The organism is Nocardioides sp. JQ2195 (assembly GCF_012272695.1).
GTDB lineage: Bacteria > Actinomycetota > Actinomycetes > Propionibacteriales > Nocardioidaceae > Nocardioides.
On the sequence record NZ_CP050902.1, the window covers coordinates 3,842,511 to 3,863,875 of the forward strand.

General features: G+C 68.7%; 18 protein-coding genes. 3 read left to right on the top strand and 15 right to left on the bottom strand.

The features are described 5' to 3' along the window. Positions 1-277 precede the first annotated feature (277 nt). Positions 278-1,654 (top strand): HNH endonuclease signature motif containing protein, encoded by a 1,377-nt coding sequence (locus tag ncot_RS18285; protein ID WP_168618887.1) that lies wholly within the window; start codon positions 278-280, stop codon positions 1,652-1,654. 264 nt (positions 1,655-1,918) lie between these two features. Here the strand turns inward: ncot_RS18285 and ncot_RS18290 are convergent, their stop codons facing one another. The 9 genes from ncot_RS18290 to ncot_RS18330 all read right to left on the bottom strand — a co-directional run bounded on the left by ncot_RS18290 (position 1,919) and on the right by ncot_RS18330 (position 12,265). Further along, on the bottom strand, positions 1,919-3,088 hold the full coding sequence (locus tag ncot_RS18290; protein WP_168618888.1) for an acyl-CoA dehydrogenase family protein: 1,170 nt from the start codon (positions 3,086-3,088) through the stop codon (positions 1,919-1,921). Beyond that, a complete protein-coding gene (locus tag ncot_RS18295; RefSeq protein WP_168618889.1) occupies positions 3,085-5,208 on the bottom strand; it encodes a biotin carboxylase N-terminal domain-containing protein in 2,124 nt (707 codons plus the stop codon). The genes ncot_RS18290 and ncot_RS18295 overlap by 4 nt, the downstream gene beginning before the upstream one ends. A gap of 153 nt (positions 5,209-5,361) precedes the next feature. Beyond that, positions 5,362-7,008 carry an acyl-CoA carboxylase subunit beta gene (locus ncot_RS18300; RefSeq protein ID WP_168618890.1) on the bottom strand — a complete coding sequence of 549 codons (1,647 nt, stop codon included), beginning with the start codon at positions 7,006-7,008 and terminating at the stop codon, positions 5,362-5,364. After that, entirely contained in the window at positions 7,005-7,475 is a 471-nt protein-coding gene (locus ncot_RS18305; RefSeq protein WP_206065039.1) for an SRPBCC family protein, read from the bottom strand. The genes ncot_RS18300 and ncot_RS18305 overlap by 4 nt, the downstream gene beginning before the upstream one ends. Then, positions 7,472-8,614, bottom strand: coding sequence for an acyl-CoA dehydrogenase family protein (locus ncot_RS18310; RefSeq protein WP_168618891.1), 1,143 nt, complete (start codon positions 8,612-8,614; stop codon positions 7,472-7,474). The genes ncot_RS18305 and ncot_RS18310 overlap by 4 nt, the downstream gene beginning before the upstream one ends. Continuing rightward, on the bottom strand, positions 8,611-10,356 hold the full coding sequence (locus tag ncot_RS18315; RefSeq protein ID WP_168618892.1) for an acyclic terpene utilization AtuA family protein: 1,746 nt from the start codon (positions 10,354-10,356) through the stop codon (positions 8,611-8,613). The genes ncot_RS18310 and ncot_RS18315 overlap by 4 nt, the downstream gene beginning before the upstream one ends. Beyond that, complete coding sequence (locus ncot_RS18320) at positions 10,353-11,168, bottom strand: TIGR03084 family metal-binding protein (protein WP_168618893.1); 816 nt, start codon at positions 11,166-11,168, stop codon at positions 10,353-10,355. The genes ncot_RS18315 and ncot_RS18320 overlap by 4 nt, the downstream gene beginning before the upstream one ends. Then, positions 11,165-11,809 (bottom strand): TetR family transcriptional regulator, encoded by a 645-nt coding sequence (locus ncot_RS18325; protein WP_240937969.1) that lies wholly within the window; start codon positions 11,807-11,809, stop codon positions 11,165-11,167. Before ncot_RS18325 ends, ncot_RS18320 begins: the two co-directional genes overlap by 4 nt. Positions 11,810-11,890: 81 nt before the next feature. Continuing rightward, a complete protein-coding gene (locus ncot_RS18330; RefSeq protein WP_168618894.1) occupies positions 11,891-12,265 on the bottom strand; it encodes a VOC family protein in 375 nt (124 codons plus the stop codon). Between the two features lie 29 nt (positions 12,266-12,294). Between ncot_RS18330 and ncot_RS18335 the strand changes: the two genes are divergently transcribed. Then, positions 12,295-13,044: an SDR family oxidoreductase gene (locus ncot_RS18335; RefSeq protein ID WP_168618895.1), complete on the top strand. Its 750-nt coding sequence runs from the start codon at positions 12,295-12,297 to the stop codon at positions 13,042-13,044. Between the two features lie 165 nt (positions 13,045-13,209). On the opposite strand, the gene ncot_RS18340 is transcribed toward ncot_RS18335, so the two are convergent. Genes ncot_RS18340 through ncot_RS18355 form a run of 4 tightly spaced genes read right to left on the bottom strand, consistent with a single transcriptional unit; the run spans position 13,210 to position 17,066 of the window. Continuing rightward, complete coding sequence (locus tag ncot_RS18340) at positions 13,210-13,890, bottom strand: histidine phosphatase family protein (RefSeq protein WP_168618896.1); 681 nt, start codon at positions 13,888-13,890, stop codon at positions 13,210-13,212. Next, positions 13,890-14,972 carry a phosphotransferase family protein gene (locus ncot_RS18345; RefSeq protein WP_168618897.1) on the bottom strand — a complete coding sequence of 361 codons (1,083 nt, stop codon included), beginning with the start codon at positions 14,970-14,972 and terminating at the stop codon, positions 13,890-13,892. The genes ncot_RS18340 and ncot_RS18345 overlap by 1 nt, the downstream gene beginning before the upstream one ends. Position 14,973: 1 nt before the next feature. Then, positions 14,974-15,822, bottom strand: coding sequence for an SDR family NAD(P)-dependent oxidoreductase (locus tag ncot_RS18350; RefSeq protein WP_168618898.1), 849 nt, complete (start codon positions 15,820-15,822; stop codon positions 14,974-14,976). Next, on the bottom strand, positions 15,819-17,066 hold the full coding sequence (locus ncot_RS18355; protein WP_168618899.1) for an acyl-CoA dehydrogenase family protein: 1,248 nt from the start codon (positions 17,064-17,066) through the stop codon (positions 15,819-15,821). Before ncot_RS18355 ends, ncot_RS18350 begins: the two co-directional genes overlap by 4 nt. A gap of 66 nt (positions 17,067-17,132) precedes the next feature. Between ncot_RS18355 and ncot_RS18360 the strand changes: the two genes are divergently transcribed. Then, positions 17,133-17,672 carry a hypothetical protein gene (locus ncot_RS18360; protein ID WP_168618900.1) on the top strand — a complete coding sequence of 180 codons (540 nt, stop codon included), beginning with the start codon at positions 17,133-17,135 and terminating at the stop codon, positions 17,670-17,672. 85 nt (positions 17,673-17,757) lie between these two features. On the opposite strand, the gene ncot_RS18365 is transcribed toward ncot_RS18360, so the two are convergent. Both ncot_RS18365 and ncot_RS18370 read right to left on the bottom strand, forming a co-directional pair. Further along, on the bottom strand, positions 17,758-19,968 hold the full coding sequence (locus ncot_RS18365; RefSeq protein WP_168618901.1) for a 3-hydroxyacyl-CoA dehydrogenase NAD-binding domain-containing protein: 2,211 nt from the start codon (positions 19,966-19,968) through the stop codon (positions 17,758-17,760). A 28-nt stretch (positions 19,969-19,996) separates the two neighbouring features. Continuing rightward, positions 19,997-21,208 (bottom strand): acetyl-CoA C-acetyltransferase, encoded by a 1,212-nt coding sequence (locus tag ncot_RS18370; protein WP_168618902.1) that lies wholly within the window; start codon positions 21,206-21,208, stop codon positions 19,997-19,999. Between the last annotated feature and the right edge of the window lie 157 nt (positions 21,209-21,365).

Here is a 21,365-nt window from a genome sequence, read left to right on the forward strand (position 1 = left end):
AGCGTCTCGAAACCGTGCCCCGCGCCGTACGTCGCCCCCGGCGGTGGTTGAGGAGCGAGGAACGAGCGTCTCGAAACCGCCCCGTACGTCGCCCCCGGCGGTGGTTGAGGAGCGAGGAACGAGCGTCTCGAAACCGCCCCGTACGTCGCCCCCGCCGGGCCGAGATCACACCACCGGCAGACCACCTGGCAAAGATTCTGAAAATTCTTTCTCCGAAGCCTGTGGAGAACCCCATTTCCGGGTGTCGGCTGTCAGTTCTCAGTGATGCAATGGACTCATGCTCGAAGTCGATGCCGCACTCCACCCGTTCGAGGTCTCTGACCTCGGCGGTGAAGCGCTGTTCGATCTCATCTCCGACGCCCGCGATGCTGAGTTCCGCAGCGACCGTCGCAAGGTCAGGTTGGCTTATCAGCTCTGTGTGACCAACCCTGCTGGCCCTGGCATCGACCCGGCGACGTGGGGTGACGGGCTCCCCGGGATGGCGGGTGACTACGACGCCACGTTGGGTGGCGAGGGCACACCGTTGGTGGCGCGGTTCGTGGTGGAGGACTGGGCTGCGGCGACCCGGAAGTCACGTGGTTCGGGCCAGCAGTTCCTGGCCAACACCCTCGACCTGCACCACCGGCTGCCACGGACCCACGCCCGCTTCGAGGATCTCGAGCTGGAGCTGTGGAAAGCCTTCCGCCTCGCCGAGGAAACCCACGACCTCTCACTTGAGGCAGCCCGGTGGATCGATGCCCGCGTTGCCGAAGTCGGGTCGTACTCGTTCAACGCGATCGCGAAGGCGGTGAAGCTCGGGGTGGCGAAGTTCCACCCCGAGAAGCTCGAGGACGACAACGGGCTCCCCGGCAAGGTCGACTGGGACGTCAGCGTCGACCACAACCAGGGCGCAGAGGGCACCAGCACCCTCGAGGCCATCGGATCTTCGTTGGATCTGGTGAAGTTCCACGATCTCGTCTCCGATGAGGCGACCACGATGGGCCGGCTCGGTGACACCGACACGTTGGGCCAACGCAAGGCCAAGGCCCTCGGGGTCATCGCCGACCGGCAAGCATCGTTGGATCTGCTGGGGGTCCTCGACCAGGACCCGCCGGTCCACCCGGAGACCGGGGAACCGGTCATCCCGCGCAAGTCCTACTTGAGGGCGCGCCTGTTCGTGCACCTGTCCCTCACGGACCTGGCCACCATGTGCGCCGCCTCCGCCGCCGTGGAGTCAGGTGGGGTCGGGGTGGTGGAGTCGAACCTGTTCGGGCCGGCCACCACGCACCTGATCGCCGGTTATCTGAAGCAGCTCGGTGCTGATGCCCGGGTGACGCCGGTGATCGACACCACCAAGGTGTGGGCGGTGGATGTCCATGATCCGCCGCAGGCGATGCGGGACCAGGTCACCGAACGTGATCGGCACTGTGTGCATCCACACTGTGGCCGGTCGTCGAAGACCTGCGATCTCGACCACATCGTGCCGTTTGATGACACCGGTCCGTCGGGCCAGACGAACCCGGAGAATTTGGCGCCGTTGTGTCGTCGACATCATCTGTTGAATACCCACGGCGGCTGGCGTTATCAACGAAACCGCGACGGGACGTATACCTGGACCAACCAGCACGGCCGGAGCTGGTTGGTCACCGACAGCGGAACAGTCGAGCTCACCTAAGAACCCTGAATCAGCGTTGGTTGAGGAGGTCGCCCAGCGACCGTCTCGAAACCAACTCCCAGTCAGGGCACCGACACATCAAGCACCGGCCAAACACGTAGCACCACGACAGCAGGCCCACACCGAGGACAACAACCCGGTGACTGGGCCTACTGCCACGCCCGGCACCGGTCTCGACACAACCGCTCGTACCTCGCGGCCACTCGACCACCGAACATCAGGCCAGTGCACGATGGCGGGGTTCGGTGTCCCGGTGGTCATCGGTCAGTAGGACTTGGGCAGACCCAACGAGTGCATCGCGACGAAGTTGAGGATCATCTCCCGCGAGACGGGCGCGATCCGACCCAGACGAGCCGCGACCAGCATGTTGCCCAGGCCGTACTCCTGGGTGAGCCCGTTGCCGCCATGGGTGTGCACCGCGACATCGGTGGCGTTGCAGGCGACCTCGCCACCGGCGTACTTGGCCATGTTGGCGTACTCGCCTGCGGCCATGTCGTCGCCGGCGTCATAGAGTGCGGCGGCCTTCTGCCACAGCAGCCTGGCCTGCTCGAGCTCGATCTTGGTCTTGGCCAACGGGTGCGCGATGCCCTGGTGGGCGCCGATCGCCTGGTCCTTCCAGACGGAGCGTTCCTTGGCATAGGCGACGGCCTTCTCGAGGGCATAGCGGGCCATCCCGCACGAGAACGCACCGCCCATGATCCGCTCCGGGTTTAGCCCGGCGAAGAGCTGCCACAGACCGGCGTCCTCGTCCCCGACGAGCGCCGAGGCCGGCACCCGCACGTTGTCGAGGAACAACGTGAACTGCTTCTCCGGCGCCTGCCACGACATCGGGATCGGCTGCTTCTCGAAGCCCTCGGCGTCCGTGGGCACGACGAACAGTGCCGGCTTCAGCTTGCCGGTCTTCGCGTCCGCGGTGCGCGAGACGATCAGCACCGACTGCGCCTCGTCAACGCCGGAGATGAAGGTCTTCTGGCCGTTGAGCACCCAGTGGTCACCGTCGCGGGTGGCGGTGGTGGTGATCTGGTGGGAGTTGGAGCCGGCGTCGGCCTCGGTGATGCCGAAGGCCATCAGGTGGGTGCCGTCGGCGATGCCGGGCAGCCACTCCTTCTTCTGCTCCTCGGTGCCGCAGCGGCCGATGATCGACCCACAGATCGCGGGGCTGACCACCATCATCAGCAACGGCGCGCCCGCAGCTGCACACTCCTCGAGCACGGCCGCGAGATCGGCCATCCCGCCGCCACCGCCGCCGTACTGCTCCTCGATGTTGACCCCGAGGAACCCGTTGCGACCCATCTCGAGCCACATGTCGGTCATCTTGCCGCCCTCGCGAGCCTGCTTCTCGACGAACTCACGGCCATACTTCCCGGCCAGCTTCTTCACGGACTCGCGCAGCGCGAGGCGCTCCTCCGGCTCGCTGAACATCGTGACAGTCATGCGGGTTCTCCTTCGGAGTCGGTGGATTGGTCGGTCGAGACCACGGCGAGCACGGCGCCTGCCTCGACCTGCTGGCCGGCGGTCGCCGGCAGCTCGGTGACGGTCCCGGCGTACGGCGCAGCGATGGTGTGCTGCATCTTCATCGCCTCCATCACCAGGATGGTCTGGCCTTCGTCGACCTGGTCACCGACCGAGGCCCCGACCGAGATGATGGTGCCGGGCATCGGCGCGAGGAGCGATCCCTCGGCGACCTGGTCGGCAGGATCCACGAAGCGTGGCACGACCCGCAGGCTCACCGCTCCCAGCGGGCCGTCGACGTGCACGTGGTCATCGGTGACCACGCCGTCGAAGCGCGTCGAGATGCCGTTCACCCGCAGGTGTACGGCGTGCGGCGAGGCCTCGAGCACCTCGATGCCGGTGTCGCTCGAGGCAGCCTCGTAGCCGGAGCGACCCGTCGTCCACTCCACGACGTGCTCGGTCTCGCCGACGCTGAAGGTCGTTCGCTGCGGTTGGGAGACGACGTTGCGCCAGCCCACGGGGATCCGGGTCTGGACCTTGCGACGGGCGGCGACCTGCTCAGCGCGGAGCACGGCCGCGGCGAACAGCGTGGTGGGATCCGGGTCGCCGGTGCCCGCGTCGAGCACCGCCGGCTCGCGGTCGAAGAAGGCAGTGCTCACCTCGCCGGAGAGGAACGACTCGTTCATCAGCGCGGCAACCAACATGTCCCGGTTGGTGACGATGCCGTGCAGCCGCGCTCGGCGCAGGGCGCCGGCCAGCATCCGTGCGGTCTCCGCGCGCGTGGGCGCCCAGGCGATCACCTTGGCCAGCATCGCGTCGTAGTGCGTGGAGACCTCGCTGCCCGACTCGAAGCCCGAGTCGACGCGTACGCCGGCACGACCGGCCCGCTCGAACTCGGTCAGGCCCGGGATCTCGAAGCTGGTCAACCTGCCGCTCTGCGGTTGCCAGTCGTGCGCCGGGTCCTCGGCATACAGCCGCACCTCGATCGCGTGGCCAGCAGGTCTCGATACGTCGCCTCGTCCCTCGGCGCCTACTCGACCACCGAAAGTGGCTTCGCTGGTCGAGTGCCCCGCAGTTCCGGGTTCGCTGGTCGAGTGCCCCGCAGTTCCGGCTTCGCTGGTCGAGTGCCCTGCGAGGGACGAGCGGGGTGTATCGAGACCAGCCAGGCTCCGCCCCTCGGCCACGGCCAACTGCAGCTCGACCAGGTCGACGTCGAAGACGGCCTCGGTGACCGGGTGCTCGACCTGAAGTCGGGTGTTCATCTCAAGGAAGAAGAACCGCTCCTTGTCCGGGTCATAGAGGAACTCGACGGTGCCGGCTCCCAGGTAGTCGATGGCGCTGCCGGCGTTGCGAGCGGCCTCGTGCATCTGCGCAACCACGGTCGGGTCGATGTTCGGCGCGGGCGCTTCCTCGATCACCTTCTGGTGACGACGCTGCACCGAGCAGTCGCGCTCACCGAGGACGGCGACCTCGCCGAACCGGTCGCCGACGACCTGCACCTCGACGTGGCGGCTGTGCTCGACGTACGGCTCGACGAAGACGGTCCCGTCGCCGAACGCGGCCTCCGCCTCCGCCTGTGCCGCGGCGATCTCGCGGGGCAGGTCGGCCAGGGTGCGCACGATCCGCATGCCGCGGCCGCCGCCACCGGCGGACGCCTTCACCAGCAGCGGCAGGTCGTCCTCCGTCGCCGTGTCGACCGTCAGGTCGGGCAGGACCGGTACGCCGGCCGCGGCCATCAGCTTCTTCGACTCGATCTTGGAACCCATGGACACGATCGACTCGGGCGCGGGGCCGATCCAGGTCAGCCCGGCCCCGATCACCTTCCGGGCGAAGTCGGCGTTCTCCGACAGGAAGCCGTAGCCGGGGTGGATCGCGTCGGCCCCCGTGCGACGAGCCGCCTCGAGCACGAGGTCCGCGCGCAGGTAGGTCTCCGCCGGCGTGTTGCCCGGGAGCCTCACGGCGGCGTCGGCCTCGCGGACGAACGGCAGGTCGACATCGGCGTCGGAGTGGACCGCAACGGTCTCGATGCCGACGCGACGAGCCGTGGTGAAGATGCGACGCGCGATCTCGCCACGGTTGGCCACAAGGATGCGCTTGATCATTTCTTCCCCTTTGCTGGGTCCCTCTGGTTTCGACCCGCCCCTTGCGACCTCGGTCGCTGATGTCTCGACACGCGCAACACGGCTTCGTTCCTCAGCCGTGGCGCTGCTCGACCTAGTCGACCTTCCGGTATTCGCAAGCTCATACCGGACCTCCTACATCCGGAAGACGCCGAAGTTCATCGCGCCCTCGATCGGTTGGTTGTTGATGACGGAGAGGCAGATGCCCAGCACCGTGCGGGTGTCACGCGGGTCGATGACGCCATCGTCGTAGACCATCCCGGAGAGGAAGTAGGGCAGCGACTGCTCCTCCACCATCGCCTCCACCATGTCCTTGACGCCCTGGAACTCCTCGGCGTCGAAGACCTTGCCCTTCGACTCGGCGGACTGCTTCGCCACGATCTCGAGCACGCCGGCCAGCTGCTGCGGACCCATCACCGCCGACTTGGCACTCGGCCAGGTGAACAGGAAGCGCGGGTCGTAGGCGCGCCCGTTCATGCCGTAGTTGCCGGCGCCGTAGGAAGCGCCCATGATCACCGTGAGGTGAGGGACGGTGGAGTTGCTCACCGCGTTGATCATCATCGCGCCGTGCTTGATGATGCCGCCCTGCTCGTACTCCTTGCCGACCATGTAGCCGGTGGTGTTGTGCAGGAACAGCAGCGGCGTGTCCTTCTGGTTGGCCAGCTGGATGAACTGGGCGGCCTTCTGCGCCTCCTCACTCATCAGCACGCCCCGGGCGTTGGCGAGAATGCCGATCGGCTGCCCGTGCAGGTTGGCCCACCCCACACAGAGGGACGAGCCGTAGAGCGGCTTGAACTCGTCGAACGGGACCGCGTTGCCGGCACTGGTGCCGTCGACGATGCGCAGGATCGCCTCGCGCGGGTCGAACGGCTCCTTGAGGTCGGTCGGGATCAGGTCGAGCAGGTCGTCCGGGTCCAGGTCGGGCTCCGCAAAGCCCGCAACGTCATACGGACCGGCGCCCAGGGCGACCGGGACGGATGACGTCACGCCCTGCTTGCGCCAGTTCAACCTCGCCACCACGCGCCGCGCGATGCGCAGGGCGTCGCGCTCGTCGACGGCCAGGAAGTCCGACGAACCGGAGACACGTGAGTGCATCTCGGCACCGCCGAGCGACTCGTCGTCGGTCTCCTCACCGGTGGCCATCTTCACCAGCGGCGGACCCGCCAGGAACACCTTGGCCTGCTCCTTGACCATGATCACGTAGTCGCTCATGCCCGGCACGTAGGCGCCGCCAGCGGTGGAGTTGCCGAAGACCACGGACACGGTGGGTACCTTGCGCGCCGACGCGCGGGTCAGCTCACGGAACCCGCGTCCACCGGGAATGAAGATCTCCTTCTGGGTCGGCAGGTCGGCGCCACCGGACTCGGTCAGGTTGATCGTCGGCAACCGGTTCTCGGCAGCGATGTCGGCGGCACGGAACGACTTCTTCACCGACCACGGGTTGAGCGCCCCGCCCTTCACCGTCGGGTCGTTGGCGACGATCATGCACTCGACCCCCTCGACCACACCGATGCCGGTCACCAGCGAGGCGCCCACCGCGAAGTCGCTGCCCCAACCTGCCAGCGGCATCAGCTCCAGGAAGGCCGAGCCCTCGTCCACGAGCAGCTCGATGCGCTCGCGGGCCGTGAGCTTGCCACGCTCCTTGTGTCGCGCGACGTACTTCCCGCCGGCCTCGACCGCCTTGGTCTGCTCGGCGTGCAGCTCGTCGATCTTCGCCAGCATCGCCTCGCGCCGAGTCGGCTCGGCCGGTGTCCCGACTGTCTCCACTGTCCCGGCGCTCATGCCTCGACCACCTTCTTGATCCGCTCCAGGGTTGTTCGCATGCCCCGCTCGTTGGTGCGCCCGCGCAGCCTGCCCAGCAGGGTCCAGTAGGCCCGCATCGGCAGCGTGGGGGTCAGCCGGAAGTACTCGGTGACGCTGGTGCCCTCGTTCTCCGGCGTCAGCAGGTAGCCCCAGTGGTTGGCCGGCCCGCCCAGCATCACGGCGAACTCGAACTGCTGCTCCGGCACGCACTCGGTCACCTTGCACGGTGTCCAGTACGTCGGGCCCACGCCGTTGCGCTTCACGTGCCCGCGGAAGGTCGCCCCCTTCTCGGGGCCGGTCGCCCCGCGGGTCCACTCGGCCTCGAAGGTCTCCGGGGAGAACTCTCCGATCCTGGTGACGTCGCTGACCAGGTCCCACACCTGCTTGGGCGTGGCCCTCATGTGCAGCGTCACCGAGCCGCCCGGGTCGGTCATCAGCTTCATCATCGTCCTTCCCCGGCATAGCCGAGCAGTCGTGCGGCAAGGTCGGTGAGGACCTCCGTCGCGCCTCCACCGATGCCGAGGATGCGCGCGTCGCGGTAGTGCCGCTCCACCTCGGTCCCGTGCATGTAGCCCGCCCCTCCGAAGACCTGGACGGCCTCGTGGCAGACCTGTTCCGCGGTCTCGACCGCGGTCTGTTTCGCCAAGCAGGCCTCAGCAATCACCGATTCACCGGCGGCGTGCCTCGCGGCGACGTGGTGCGTGTAGACCCGCGCCGTCTCGACGCGACGATGCATGTCGACCAGCTTGTGCCGGATCACCTGCCGGTCCGCGAGCGGGCGTCCGAAGGTCTGGCGTTCCTTCGCGTACGCCGCAGCCAGAGCCAGCGCGCGTCCGGCGACGCCGTACCCGTGCACGGCGAGTGCCAGGCGTTCGACGACGAACTGCTCGGCGATCTGCACGAACCCCGAGTTCTCCTCACCGACCAGGTTCGTCACCGGGACCTGCACGTCGACGAAGGACAGCTCGGCGGTGTCGGAGCAGTGCCAGCCCATCTTGCGCAGCGACCGGTCGACGGTGAAGCCCGGGGTGTCCTTCTCGATCACCAGGAGCGAGACACCCGCGTGGCCCGGGCCGCCCGTGCGGACGGCGGTGGTGACGAAGTCGGCGCGCACGCCGGAGGTGATGAAGGTCTTGGCGCCGTTGACGACGAAGTGGTCGCCGGAGCGCTCGGCGCGAGTGGTGATGCCGGCGACGTCGGACCCGCCGCCGGGCTCCGTGACCCCGAGCGAGCCGATCTTCTCGCCGGCCAGGGTGGGACGCACGAAGCGGTCGACGAGATCAGCCGAGCCGTTCGCGGCCAAGTGGGGCAGCGCGATGCCACCGGTGAAGAGCCCGGCCATCAGGCCGCTGGAGGCGCCCTCGGCGAACATCGCCTCCTGCAGCACGATCGAGTCGAGGATGTCGCCACCCTGCCCGCCCACCTCCTCGGGAAACGAGACGCCGAGCAACCCCTGCCTCGCGGCTGCCGGGTGCAGCGACCGCGGGATGGAGCCGGTGTCCTCCCACTCCTGCAGGTGCGGTGCCACCTCCCGGCGGACGAACTCGGTGGCCGTGGCGCGCAGGGCCTCGTGCTCGGCGCTCACAGGAGTGCGTCCTCGATGCTCACCATCCGCGAGCGCACCCACTCCCCCAGGCCCTTGGCCTGCGGGTCGAACCGGGTGGAGGCGGCGACGCCGTCACCCAACAGGCCACGGATCAGCACGTTGACGCCCCCCAGGTTCGGGAGCACGAACACCTCGACCTCGAGGTCGGCCGCCTCCGGGACCAGCTCACGGATCCGCTTCGGTGTGATCAGCTTCGTCAACCAGGTCACCCGATCGGCCCGCTTCGACGAACCGTCGTTGAAGACCCAGAGCCCGAGGTTGGCGTCACCACCCTTGTCACCCGAGCGCGCGTGGACGAAGGTGCCCAGCGGCATGCGCCGGGTGAGGTTGTCCCGCGGTGCGGGATACGGCGAGGGACGCGCGCCCGGTTCCTGGTCGCGGTCCACGAACTCCACGGGATCGGCGATGACCTCACGAGAACCATCGGCATGCACCACCGTGTGCGCGACCTGGCCGCGATCGACGTACGTCGCTCGGTAGATGCCGTAGGGCGCAGGCTTGCCGGGCGGCGCGGTCATCGTGAAGCCCGGGTAGGAGGCCAGCGCGAGCTCGACGGCGGCCGAGGTGAACGGCTTGCCGACGGGGTCGGGCGAGGGGTCCTTGGCGGTGCAGCGCAGCAGGCAGGACGCGGACTCCTCGGTCTCGGCATCGCTCTGGGGGTGGGAGGTCCGGGACCAGGTGACCTCGGCTGGCGGACTGGCGGCGAGCGCTGCGCTCATCTGCTGGTGCACCCAGTCGCCCTTGGCGTCGACGTCGAGCCCGGTCAGCACGAACTCGACCGTGTTGCGGAAGCCACCGAGCTCGTTGACGCAGACCTTGAGCTGCGAGGGAGGTGCCTCGCCCCTGACCCCCGTGATCGAGACCCGGTCGCGTCCCACCTCCTCGAGTCGGAGGCTGTCGAGGAGGGTGGTGACGTCAGGCCCGAGATAGCGGGTCGACTGGATCTCGTAGACCAGCTGCGCGGTGACCGTGTCGACGGTGACCGCCCCTCCGGTGGCGTCGTGCTTGGTGATCACCACGGATCCGTCGGCGGAGACCTCGGCGATCGGGAAGCCGAGTGGCTGCAACGGATCGGCGATCGTGCCCGACGAGAACAGCGAACGGAACCCGGAGAAGTTGCCCCCGGTGGCCTGGGTCCCGCACTCGATCACGTGACCGGCGACGACGGCGCCGGCGAGCTCGTCGTACTGCTCAGGGCTCCAGCCGAAGCGGGAGATCGCCGGGCCGACCACGACGGACGCATCGGTGACGCGGCCGGTGACCACGACGTCGGCACCGCGATCGAGGGCCCGGGCGATGCCGAAGCCGCCGAGGTAGGCGTTCGCAGTGAGCGCGTTGGCTCCCAGCTCGAGGTCGGCGCCACGCAGGTCGTCACCCTCGACGTGGGCGATCGCCGGGTCGAGGCCGAGGCCCCTGGCCACCTCGCGGAGCTTCTCGGCCAGTCCGGCGGGGTTGAGGCCGCCCGCGTTCGAGACGATCTTCACGCCGCTCTCGAGGGCGAGGCCGAGGCTCTCCTCGACCTGGCGGACGAAGGTGCGGGCGTAGCCCAACGAGGGGTCGCGCAGGGTGTCCTTGCCGAGGATCAGCATGGTCAGCTCGGCGAGGTAGTCACCGGTCAGGACGTCGAGACTCTGCCCATCTTCTTGGCAGCCCTCGAGCATCTCGCGCATCGCGGAGAGCCGGTCGCCGTAGAACCCGGAGCAGTTGCCGATGCGGATCACTTCGCGGCCCTCCCCGAGCCCGGGTTGCCGGCGAAGGCCTGGGCGATGTCGAGCCACGCATCGGCGTCCGGACCTGTGGCGACGAGGTCGGTGTCGGCACGGTTGATCCGTTGGGTGACCAGCAGGCAGAAGTCGTGGGCCGACCCCGTCACCGTCTGCCGCGCGTCCTCGGGTCCGTAGGACCACGTCACGCCGGAGGGTGCTGTCAGGGTGACCCGGAACTCCTCGGTGGGCGCCGGCAGCTCGCGGGCCATGAAGGAGAAGTTGCGGGTGCGCACGCCGAGGTGGGCGACGTGCCTGATCCGGTCGGTCGGCTCGGGCACCTGCTCGGCCAGGCCGGCCGCGACCAGGGCGTCGTGGACGTCGAGACTGTGGGCCCAGGTCTCCATGAAGCGTGCGGTCGCCATGGAGGTGGGTGACATCGGTGGACCGAACCACGGCATCTTCGCCCCGTCCGGCACCGCCCGGAGCGCCTCGGCCAGGGCCGTCCGGCCGGACTGCCACCGCTGCAGGAGCCGCTCTGACGGTGCCCGGCCACCGGCCAGTGCCGCGTTGTCGACCACGTGGTTGGGGTCCGACATCGCCTCGAGCACCAGCTCGTCCCAGGGTCCCTTGTCCCCTTCGACGCTGTGCGCCGCTGCCAGCGCCGCCTCGTCCGTCCAGGCCAGGTGGGCGACCTGGGTCGCGATGTCCCAGCCGGCGGCCGGGGTCGGCGTTCGCCACTGGTCGTCGCCCAGCGCGACGAGCTGCTGCTCCAGCTCACTGCTCTGGGCCGCCAGGTCCGCCAGGACTCCTTCGAGGACGTCGTTCATGCTTGCTCCTTCTTCGCCGTGACGGCGCGCGTTGACGCGGTGACGGCGGCTTCGTCGAGCTGGATGGCCCAGCGGTCGAGGATCCGGCCGCGTCGACGCCTGTCGTCGGAGATGGTGTTGGCCAGGCCCAGCCCACGGACCAGGTCGAGGGTGGCCTGCACCAGCTCCCGGTTCCCCGGCTGCGACTCGTCGATGCCGAGGAGCTCGACCGTCAGCCGATGGGTCTCACGCCCGACGCGTTGCTCCAGCGGACCGACGGCTTCGAGCAGTCCCGGATCGGTCCGGGCCGCCACCCACAGCTCGAGGGCCGCGGTGAAGACCGGGCTGGCGAAGTGGTCGCCGAGCATGCGCAGCACCGCACGCGTACGTCGTTCACCCGTCGGCAGCTTGACCGCGGCAGCCGCCAGCTCGTCCCCACGCAGCCGGGTCAGGTGTTCCACGGCGGCCAGCACGAGGTCGTTCTTGCTGGGGAAGTGGTGCAGCTGGGCGCCTCGGCTCACGCCGGCGCGGCGGGAGACCAGCGTCGTCGACGTGCGCGCGAAGCCGACCTCGACGAGGCAGTCGACGGTGGCCTCGAGCAGGCGCTGCCGCATGGCGCGGGTGCGCTCCTCCTGCGGAACGCGGGCCGTCGACGTGTTCACACCGGCAACAGTCCACCATCAACAACAAACAGTCAAGCCTGTCTTTTTGTCCGGACCGCGGAATCCTTGATGGTCCGACGGTCAGCGGTCCTGCCAGAGCCCCAGGATGTTGCCCTCGACGTCCTTGAAGTAGGCCGTGTGCCCGAAGTCGCCGACCGCCTGCTTGGCGAGCACGACCGCGCCACCGAGCGACTCGATCCTCACCAGCGCCTCGTCGATGTCGTCCACGTCGATGACCACCATCGGCCGGTCGTCCGGGCTCTCCCGGCGACGCAGGCCACCGTTGACGAACCCCGGCTCGCTCGGGCCGTCGGGACCGGTCGGGCCCGTGGTGGCGATCGAGTAGGCGCGACCCGCATCGGTGTTCAGCTGCCAGCCGAATGCCTCGGCATAGAAGGCCCGGGCCCGGTCGCCGTCACTGAACGGAATCTCGAAATGCACCACGCGTCCACTCATGTTTCCGAACAGTACGCGACACTCAGAGCATGGCGAAGACGATTCTGATCACCGGAGCAAGCGCCGGACTGGGTGCCGAGATGGCCCGCCAGTTCGCCCACCTCGGCCACGACCTCGCGCTCTGTGCGCGACGGATGGACAAGCTCGAGGACCTGAAGGACGAGATCGTGGCGAAGCACCCCGATCGTCGCGTCGAGCTGCGCACGCTCGACGTGACCGACGACGAGCAGGTCTTCGAGGTCTTCCGCGGGTTCGCCGCGGACTTCGGCACGATTGACCGCATCGTCATCAACGCCGGCCTCGGCAAGGGCGCCCCTCTGGGCACCGGCCGCTACGCCGCCAACCGGGAGACGGCGATGACCAACTTCGTCGCAGCGCTCGCCCAGTCCGAGGCAGCCATGGAGATCTTCCGGGCCCAGAGGTCCGGGCACTTCGTGATGATCTCGTCGATGTCGGCCATGCGCGGCCTGCCGAAGGCGATGACGACGTACGCCGCGACGAAGGCCGGAGTGGCCCACCTCGCCGAGGGACTGCGCGCAGAGCTGCACGGCAAGCCGATCAAGGTCTCGGTGATCTACCCGGGCTTCATCGCCTCGGAGATGAACGAGAAGGCCGAGCACAAGAACCCTCTGCAGGTCTCCACCGAGAAGGGCGTGAAGTCGATCGTGCACGCCATCGAGAAGGAGAAGGAGTCGGCCTGCGTGCCACCCCTGCCGTGGGCACCGATGAGCGTGGTCATGAAGCACGCACCCCTGCCGCTGTTCAGGAAGATGGTCTGAGCCGCCGGCCGTCCGGGCGTGCGGCTCCCGCCCCCAACCGGCACTTGCGCGGTGCTGGGGTCACTGCGCACGTGACCGGTCGCGGGTGAGGTGACGTGGACACCGCGTTGCTCGGGGCCGGTGGGGGTGGGAGCGATAGCGGTGGGGGCAGGAGCGGGGCGGTGCTCAGCGGTAGGTGAGGCCGTCGCCCTCGAGGTGGGAGTGCTCGTTGAAGGAGACCAGCCTGGTGCCTCCGCGCCCGACCACCACCTTGGTCATCGAGGAGTTCACCACGACCTTGTTGAGCTCGCCCCAGATCACGGCGTACGACGTCGCGGAGAGGTCGGCGGCCCGCTCGGTCAGCAACGCCGAGGCGGCGAGCGAGATCGGCCCGCCCGAGGTGACCACGAGGACCGTGCTGCTCGTGCTCACGCGGGCCGCGGTGCGTGCCAGGGCGTCATCGATCCGGGCCGCGAACGCCGGGAACGACTCGGCGTACTCATGGTCGTTCCCGCCGCTGGTCCACCGGGCCGAAGCCCGCTCGAACCACGCCTGGAACTGGACTCGATCCAGCTCCTCGCCCTCGGGGGCGGGATGCTTGGCGAGCATGTCGATGTGGTCGAACTCGTCCCAGCCCGGGTCGGTCACCACCTCGACCGCTCCCCAGCCGGCCGCCTCGACGATGGCCTCGGCGGTCTCCCGGTGGCGGCGCATGCCGCCCTGCACGACCAGGTCCGGGACCAGGCCGCGTCCGCCCAGGGCCTTGCCCAGCAGTCGACCCTGTTCCCAGCCCAGCGACGAGAGGACGTCGTAGTCCTCGGTTCCCCACGAAGCCTGCCCGTGGCGCACCAACAGCATCTGACCCATCAGCGAAGGACCTCCAGGCAGCGTCGTTCCAAGTACCTGGCGGCGTCCCCGAACACGGCGTAGGCCTCGTTGTGGGTCTGGCCGTGGAAGTAGCGGTAGTAGATCTGCTGGGCGATGACGGCCAGCCGGAACAGCCCGAACACCTCGTAGAACCGCCAGCGCTCGGGTGTCATCTCGAAGCCCATCTGCTCGCAGTAGTGGTCGACGAGCTCCTGCCGGGACCACATCCCCGGAGCCGTCGTCGGTTGCCGACGGAACAGCTGGAAGAACTCGTCGTCGTCGGCCTGTACCCAGTAGGCCGCCGCGCCCCCGAGGTCCATCAGCGGGTCACCGAGCGTGGCCATCTCCCAGTCGAGCATGCCGACCACGCGGAGCGGGTCGTCGGCGTCGAGCACCAGGTTGTCGAAGCGGAAGTCGTTGTGGATCACGCAGGTGGCGACGTCGGTGGGCTGGTGCCGGTCCAACCAGGCGATCACCTGCTCGAAGTCGCCGATGTCCTCGGTGCGGGCCGCGCGGAAGCGGGTCGACCAGCCGGCGACCTGGCGAGCGACGTACCCCTCGCCCTTGCCGAAGGCAGCCAGGTCCGGACGGCTGGCGTCGACCTGGTGCAGCGTGATGAGCACGTCGACCGCGTTGCGGCACAACGTGGTGACCGCAGCGGGCTCCAGCTCGATGCTGTCGGGGAAGTCCTGGCGCAGGATCGTGCCCTCGACCTTGTCCATGACATAGAAGTCGGAGCCGAGGACCGACTCGTCCCGGCAGAGCCCGACCATCGCCGGGACGTAGGGGAAGACCGGTGCCAGCGCCGACTGGATCCGGAACTCGCGACCCATGTCGTGGGCTCCGGCCGCCTTGCGCCCCACGGGAGGACGGCGCAGGATCAGGTCGCGATCGGGGTAGCGCAGCAAGTAGGTCAGGTTCGACGCACCACCGGGGAACTGGCGCACCTCAGGGTCGGCAGCCACGGTGTCGGCGAACTCGGGGGCGGCGTTCGCACGCAGCCAGGCCGAGACCGCCTCGACGTCGAAGGCGTCCTCGTCACGCACGGAACGGGCCGGGTTGCCCGCGTCGCTCTCGGTCACGTCATCCCATCCGGTCGAGTCGTGCGGCCTGCTTGCGCATCACCGCGTCGTACCCCCGGCGGTCATTCTGCTTCAGCTTCCATGCTTCGCGTGCGGCTTCGTCAGGAATGATCACGTCCTCGCCCCGTTCCATCCCCTCGAGCACGGCCGCGGCAATGTCGGCGGCACTGAAGGGCGAGCTCTCGATCAGCTGCCCGATCACCGCCCCGAGCGCCTCGTCGGAGCCCCTCATGCCGTCGATCAGGTTGGTCCGGAAGTACGACGGGCAGACCACCGAGCAGCGCACGTCGTAGGACGCGAGCTCGTGGCCGGTGGTCTCGCTGAGCGCCACCACCGCCGCCTTGACCGCGTTGTACGACGCCATGCCCGCGGGGTGGACGAGCCCGGCGAGGGAGGCGATGTTGACGATGTGCCCGGAGCGCTGGGACTTGAACATCGGGACGAAGGTGCGCGTGCCACGGACCGCGCCGAAGAGGTTGATCTCGGTGATCCACTGCCACTCGTCGAGGGTGGCCACGTCCAGGCGTCCCCCACCGGCCACACCGGCGTTGTTGACCAGGACATCGAGCCCGCCCCACTCCTGCTCGACCCACCCGCGGGCCGCCGCCCAGTCCTCGTCCGAGGTGACGTCGAGCTTCATCGTGGGGCGAGTGGTTTCGAGACGGGCTCGTTCCTCGCCCTCCTCAACCACCGAGGTCCCTTCGGTGGTTGAGGAGCGAGCGCCAGCGAGCATCTCGAAACCACTCTCGGCCACCACATCGGTCCGCAGCACCTCGTCGCCTCGCGCCTCGAAGGCATCCGACAGCGCCGCACCCAGCCCGGAAGCGGCGCCGGTGACCAGGACCCTCACAGGTACCGGCCCAGCTCGAGGCGCGCGACCATGCCCTGGTGCACCTCGTCGGGTCCGTCCGCCAGACGCAGCGACCGGGCTCCGGTCCAGGCCGCGGCCAGCGGGAAGTCGTCGGTCATCCCGGCTCCGCCGTGGACCTGGATCGCGAAGTCGATGACCTGCTGGGCCATCCGTGGGGCCGCGACCTTGATCTGGCTGACCTCGGAGAGGGCGTTGACCGGCCCGCCCTGGTCGAGCTTCCACGCCGCGTCCAGCACCAGCAGTCGGGTCTGGGCGATCGCGATCCGCGCATCGGCGACGCGCTCGCGGTTGCCGCCCAGGTTGATGATCGGCTTGCCGAAGGCGGTCCGCTCGAGCCCTCGGCGGATGGCGAGCTCGAGGGCGGCCTCGGCCAGCCCGATCAACCGCATGCAGTGGTGCACCCGTCCCGGCCCGAGGCGGCCCTGCGCGATCGCAAAGGCCTCCCCGGGCCCGGAGATGATGTTGCCGATCGGGACGCGTACGTCGGTGAACGACACCTCGCCGTGGCCGAGCGGCTCGTCGTGGATGCCCATCGTGGTGAGCATCCGCTCCACCTTCACGCCGGGGGCGTCCCGCGGGACCAGCACCATGGTGTGCCGGTGGTGGCGGTCTGCGTCGGGATCGGTGAGGCCCATGAACACGATCACCTTGCAGTCCGGGTTGCCGATGCCGGTGGTGAACCACTTGGTGCCGTTGATGACCACCTCGTCGCCGTCGACGACCGCTGTCGCGGCCATGTTGGTGGCGTCGGAGGAGGCCACGGCCGGCTCGGTCATCCCGAACCCACTGCGGATCCGCCCGTCCAGCAGCGGCTCCAGCCACTCGGCCCTCTGCTCGTCGGTGCCGTAGCGCAGCAGCACCTCCATGTTGCCGGTGTCGGGCGCGTTGCAGTTGAACACCAGAGGGGCGATCGCCGAGCGACCGGTCAGCTCTGCGATGGGCGCGTAGTCGACGTTGGTCAGTCCTTCGCCGCCAACGGTGCCGAACCGGGCGGCGTACTCGCCCGCGTGCTCCTTGGGCAGGAAGAGGTTCCACAGACCCTGGGCACGAGCCCTGCCCTGCAGCTCCTTGAGGATCGGCAGCGGCGTCCACGGATCACCCGTCCGGCGCGCCTCGGCGAGGTCACGCTCGTAGTCGGCCTCGACGGGGCTGATCTCGTCGCGCATGAACGCTGCCACCCGTGCAATGAGGTCGGCGGCACGGGGCGAGGGTGAGAAGTCCATGCCGTGAAACTACCGCGCAGGTCACGGTCGGCACGCCGCCTCCCCATTCCTGCCATCATGGAGCGCATGCGGATGCGACGGATGCTCACGGGCGTTGCCGTCATGCTGGCACTGGCCGGCTGTGGCAACGACTCCGCGCAGACCTTGGACGACGACGAGCAGCAGGCCGCCCAAGCACTCTCCGTCGAGTTCCGGGGCGAGGATCCGTCCGACTTCGAGCGCGACGTCGGGGTCTGCATGGGCAAGCACCTGGTCAACGACCTGGGCACTGACAGGCTGGTCGCCGGCGGAATGCTCCACGACGACCTCACCGTTCGGAAGTCCCGGTCCGGTGTCAAGGACGAGCAGGTTGCCGAGGCGTACGCCGAAGCGGTCCTCGCGTGCCGCGACGTGCGTGGCGAGGTCGAGAGCCGACGCGATCGCTACCCCAAGGCCACCGACGCCGACGTCGACGACTACGTGACCTGCGTCGAGGACATCGACAAGGCGTTGCTCAAGAACGCGGTGGTCGCCTCCGCCATGCACTCCCCCGACCCCGCCACCAGGACCTACGCCGCCAAGACCCGCAGGTGCGCCGAGGTCCTCGGCCAGCCCGGCAGGAAGTAGCCCCCCGCTTGCCGAGCGGCTCAGCCCCTCCCGGCAACGCAGAGGACCCGCCGACCGACGTGGTCGACGGGCCCTCGTGGACGGATCAGGCGGGGAAGGACTCGCCCTTGGCCACCATGTCCTGGAGGTACTGCGTCGGGGCAAGGTGCTCGCCGTAGGACGCAGCCAGCTCCTCGGCGCGCTTGATGAAGGCGGCCAGCCCGACCTCACCGTCGGCGCCAACGTAGCCGGTCATGAACTGCGCGGCGCCACCGGTGTTGGCCGGGAAGCCGATGCCCATGATCGAGCCGATGTTCGCAGCGGCCGCCGAGGTGATGACGCCCTCCTCGAAGGTCTTCGCGGTCTCGAGCGCCTCGGCGAAGAGCATCCGGTCCTTGATGTCCTCGAACGGGATCTGCTCCTCGGCCACCGGGAACGCCTCGGCCAGGCCGGACCAGAGGCCCTGCCGCCGGCCGTCGACGTACTCGTAGAAACCGGCACCCTTCAGGCGCGAGGGACGCCCGGCCTCGATCATCTTCGCGATGACGTCTCCGGCCGGGTCCGGGCCGACCTCGATGCCGGCCTTCGCGGCGGCGTCGTTGTTGGCCTTGCGGATCTTGGTCATCAGCTCCATGTTGAGCTCGTCGCTGATCTGCAGCGGACCGACCGGGAAGCCGGCCTGGGTCGCGGCACGCTCGAGGGAGACCGGGTGGACGCCCTCGCCGAGCATGGCCAGGCCCTCGTTGATCTGCACGCCGATGACGCGCGAGGTGTAGAAGCCGCGGCTGTCGTTGACCACGATCGGGGTCTTCTTGATCTGCTGGACCACGTCGTAGGCCTTGGCCAGCGCCTCGTCGGAGGTCTCCTTGCCGCGGATGATCTCGACCAGCGGCATCTTGTCGACCGGGCTGAAGAAGTGCAGGCCGATGAAGTCGGCGGGGCGGGCCACCCCCTCGGCGAGCTCGGTGATCGGCAGCGTCGACGTGTTCGAGCAGAGCAGGGCATCGGGGTTGACGTGATCGATGATCTCGCCGATCACCTTGGCCTTCAGGGACGGGTCCTCGAAGACGGCCTCGATGACCAGGTCGCAACCCTTGAGCGCAGCCGGGTCGGCGGTGGCGGTGATCCGACCGAGCAGCTCGGCCTTCTTCTCCTCGGTGGACTTGCCACGCGAGATCGCCTTGTCGAGCAGCTTCTCGGAGTAGGCCTTGCCCTTGGCCGCGTTGTCGTCGGAGACGTCCTTGAGCACGACCTCCATGCCCGCACGAGCACACGAGTACGCGATGCCGGCGCCCATCATGCCGGCACCGAGCACGCCGACCTTGGTGGCCTTGAAGCGCTCGAAGCCGTCGGGGCGCAGCGAGCCGGAGCCGATCGCCTGGAGGTCGAAGAAGAACGCCTGGATCATGTTCTTCGAGCCCTGGTTGATGATCAGGTTCGTCAGGTAGCGCGACTCGATGCGCGAAGCGGTGTCGAAGTCGACCTGGGCACCCTCGACGGCAGCCGAGAGGATCGCCTTCTGCGCCGGGTAGTCGGCACCCTTGAGCTGCTTGCGCAGCAGCGCGGGGAAGGCCGGCAGGAAGGCAGCGAGCTTCGGGTTGGACGGGGCGCCGCCGGGCATCTTGTAGCCGGCACGGTCCCACGGGTTGGAGGCGGCCTCGGCGTTGTCCTTGTTGTCCTTCAGCCACGCCTTCGCGGCGGGGACCAGGTCGTCCTGGCTGGCCACGACCTCGTCGATGAGGCCCTTCTCCAGGGCCTGGGCCGGGGAGAACTGGACGCCCTGCAGGAGCACGTCCATCAGGCCGGACTGGATGCCGAGCAGGCGCACGATGCGGGTCACGCCGCCGCCGCCGGGCAGCAGGCCGAGCGACGCCTCGGGCAGGCCGACCTTGTAGGAACCGTCCACGGCGATGCGGTGGTTGCTGGCCAGGCAGATCTCGAAGCCACCACCGAGGGCGGCGCCGTTGATCGCCGCCACGACCGGACGCGGGTAGGTCTCGATCCGGCGCAGCCCGGCCTTGATCTCCTCCGCCATGGCGAAGACGTCCGCAGCCTGGTCCTTGGTCGTGGTGACCATGTTCTTGAGGTTGCCGCCGGCGAAGAAGGTCTTCTTGGCCGAGGCGATGACGACGCCGGTGACCCCGCCATCGGCAGAGTCGAGCTCGTCGTGGAGTCGTTCGACGGCAGCCGCCATCGACTCCTGGTAGAGCTCGTTCATCGTGTTGGCGCCCGCGGTCGGGTCGTCCAGGGTGAGGGTGACGATGCCGTCGGCGTCCCGCTCGTAGCGCACCGCGGTCTGGGTCTGGGTTTCAGTCATTTCAGGAATCCTGTTCGAGAGGTCGCGGTCAGACGAGTTCGATGATCGTGGCGATGCCCATGCCGCCGCCGACGCAGAGCGTGGCGAGGCCGCGCTTCTGGTCGCGGCGCTCGAGCTCGTCGATCAGCGTGCCGAGGATCATCGCGCCGGTGGCGCCGAGCGGGTGACCCATCGCGATCGCGCCACCGTTGACGTTGGTGATGTCGTGGCTGATGCCCATGTCACGCATGAAGCGCATGGCGACTGCGGCGAACGCCTCGTTGATCTCGAAGAGGTCGATGTCCTTGGCCTCGAGGCCCGCCTTGGCGAGGGCCTTGCGAGCGGCCGGGGCGGGGCCGGTGAGCATGATCGTCGGGTCGGCGCCGGAGACGGCGGCGGAGACGATGCGCGCCCGTGGCTCGAGACCGAGGTCGGTGCCGACCTGCTCGCTGCCGATGGCAACGAGGGCGGCGCCGTCGACGATGCCGGAGCTGTTGCCGGCGTGGTGCACGTGGTTGATCTTCTCGATCCAGTGGTACTTCTCCAGCGCCACGTCGTCGAAGCCGGCGTCGGCGCCGATCGAGGCGAAGCTCGGCTTGAGTCCCGAGAGGCTCTCGACCGTGGTGCCGGGACGGATGAACTCGTCCTTCTCGAGGATGGTCAGGCCGTTGATGTCCTTGACGGGGATGATCGCGTTGTCGAAGTAGCCGTTGGCCTGGGCCTTGGCGGCACGTGCCTGCGACTCGGCGGCGAAGGCGTCGACGTCCTCGCGGCTCCAGCCCTCGATGGTGGCGATCAGGTCGGCGCCGATGCCCTGCGGCACGAAGCCCGTGGCCAGTGCGGTGGCCGGGTCCATGGCCCAGGCGCCACCGTCGGAGCCCATCGGGACACGGCTCATCGACTCCACCCCGCCGGCGAGGATGAGCTCCTCGAAGCCGCCACGCACGCGGGAGGCGGCCTGGTTGACGGCCTCCAGGCCGGAGGCGCAGAAGCGGTTGAGCTGGACGCCGGCAACCGTGTCGGGCAGACCGGCCTTGAGCGCGGCCGTCTTGGCGATGTCGCCACCCTGGTCACCGATCGGCGAGACCACGCCGAGCACGACGTCGTCGATGCGGTTCGGGTCGAGGTTGGGGTTCCGGCTCTGGATCTCCTCGATCAGCCCGGAAGCCAGGTCGACCGGCTTCACCTCGTGCAGTGAGCCGTTCGCCTTGCCCTTGCCGCGCGGCGTACGAATGTGGTCGTACACGAATGCTTCAGCCATGACCGTCCCTTGTTCTACGTAAGTCTCGTGTCTGGGTAAGTTCTGCGTGGTCGCCGACCCGTGGCGGGTGCGTGGGTCGACACCTTGATTGTGACACCATTACTGTCATGGTGGTCAAGACGGACCACCATGTGATTCGACTCATACCTTCCGGAGG

Coding starts and splice junctions, on each gene's coding strand:
- ncot_RS18285 (WP_168618887.1), top strand. CDS start 278: ATGCTCGAAGTCGATGCCGCACTCCACCCGTTCGAGGTCTCTGACCTC.
- ncot_RS18290 (WP_168618888.1), bottom strand. CDS start 3,088: ATGACTGTCACGATGTTCAGCGAGCCGGAGGAGCGCCTCGCGCTGCGC.
- ncot_RS18295 (WP_168618889.1), bottom strand. CDS start 5,208: ATGATCAAGCGCATCCTTGTGGCCAACCGTGGCGAGATCGCGCGTCGC.
- ncot_RS18300 (WP_168618890.1), bottom strand. CDS start 7,008: ATGAGCGCCGGGACAGTGGAGACAGTCGGGACACCGGCCGAGCCGACT.
- ncot_RS18305 (WP_206065039.1), bottom strand. CDS start 7,475: ATGATGAAGCTGATGACCGACCCGGGCGGCTCGGTGACGCTGCACATG.
- ncot_RS18320 (WP_168618893.1), bottom strand. CDS start 11,168: ATGAACGACGTCCTCGAAGGAGTCCTGGCGGACCTGGCGGCCCAGAGC.
- ncot_RS18330 (WP_168618894.1), bottom strand. CDS start 12,265: ATGAGTGGACGCGTGGTGCATTTCGAGATTCCGTTCAGTGACGGCGAC.
- ncot_RS18335 (WP_168618895.1), top strand. CDS start 12,295: ATGGCGAAGACGATTCTGATCACCGGAGCAAGCGCCGGACTGGGTGCC.
- ncot_RS18340 (WP_168618896.1), bottom strand. CDS start 13,890: ATGGGTCAGATGCTGTTGGTGCGCCACGGGCAGGCTTCGTGGGGAACC.
- ncot_RS18355 (WP_168618899.1), bottom strand. CDS start 17,066: ATGGACTTCTCACCCTCGCCCCGTGCCGCCGACCTCATTGCACGGGTG.
- ncot_RS18360 (WP_168618900.1), top strand. CDS start 17,133: ATGCGGATGCGACGGATGCTCACGGGCGTTGCCGTCATGCTGGCACTG.
- ncot_RS18365 (WP_168618901.1), bottom strand. CDS start 19,968: ATGACTGAAACCCAGACCCAGACCGCGGTGCGCTACGAGCGGGACGCC.
- ncot_RS18370 (WP_168618902.1), bottom strand. CDS start 21,208: ATGGCTGAAGCATTCGTGTACGACCACATTCGTACGCCGCGCGGCAAG.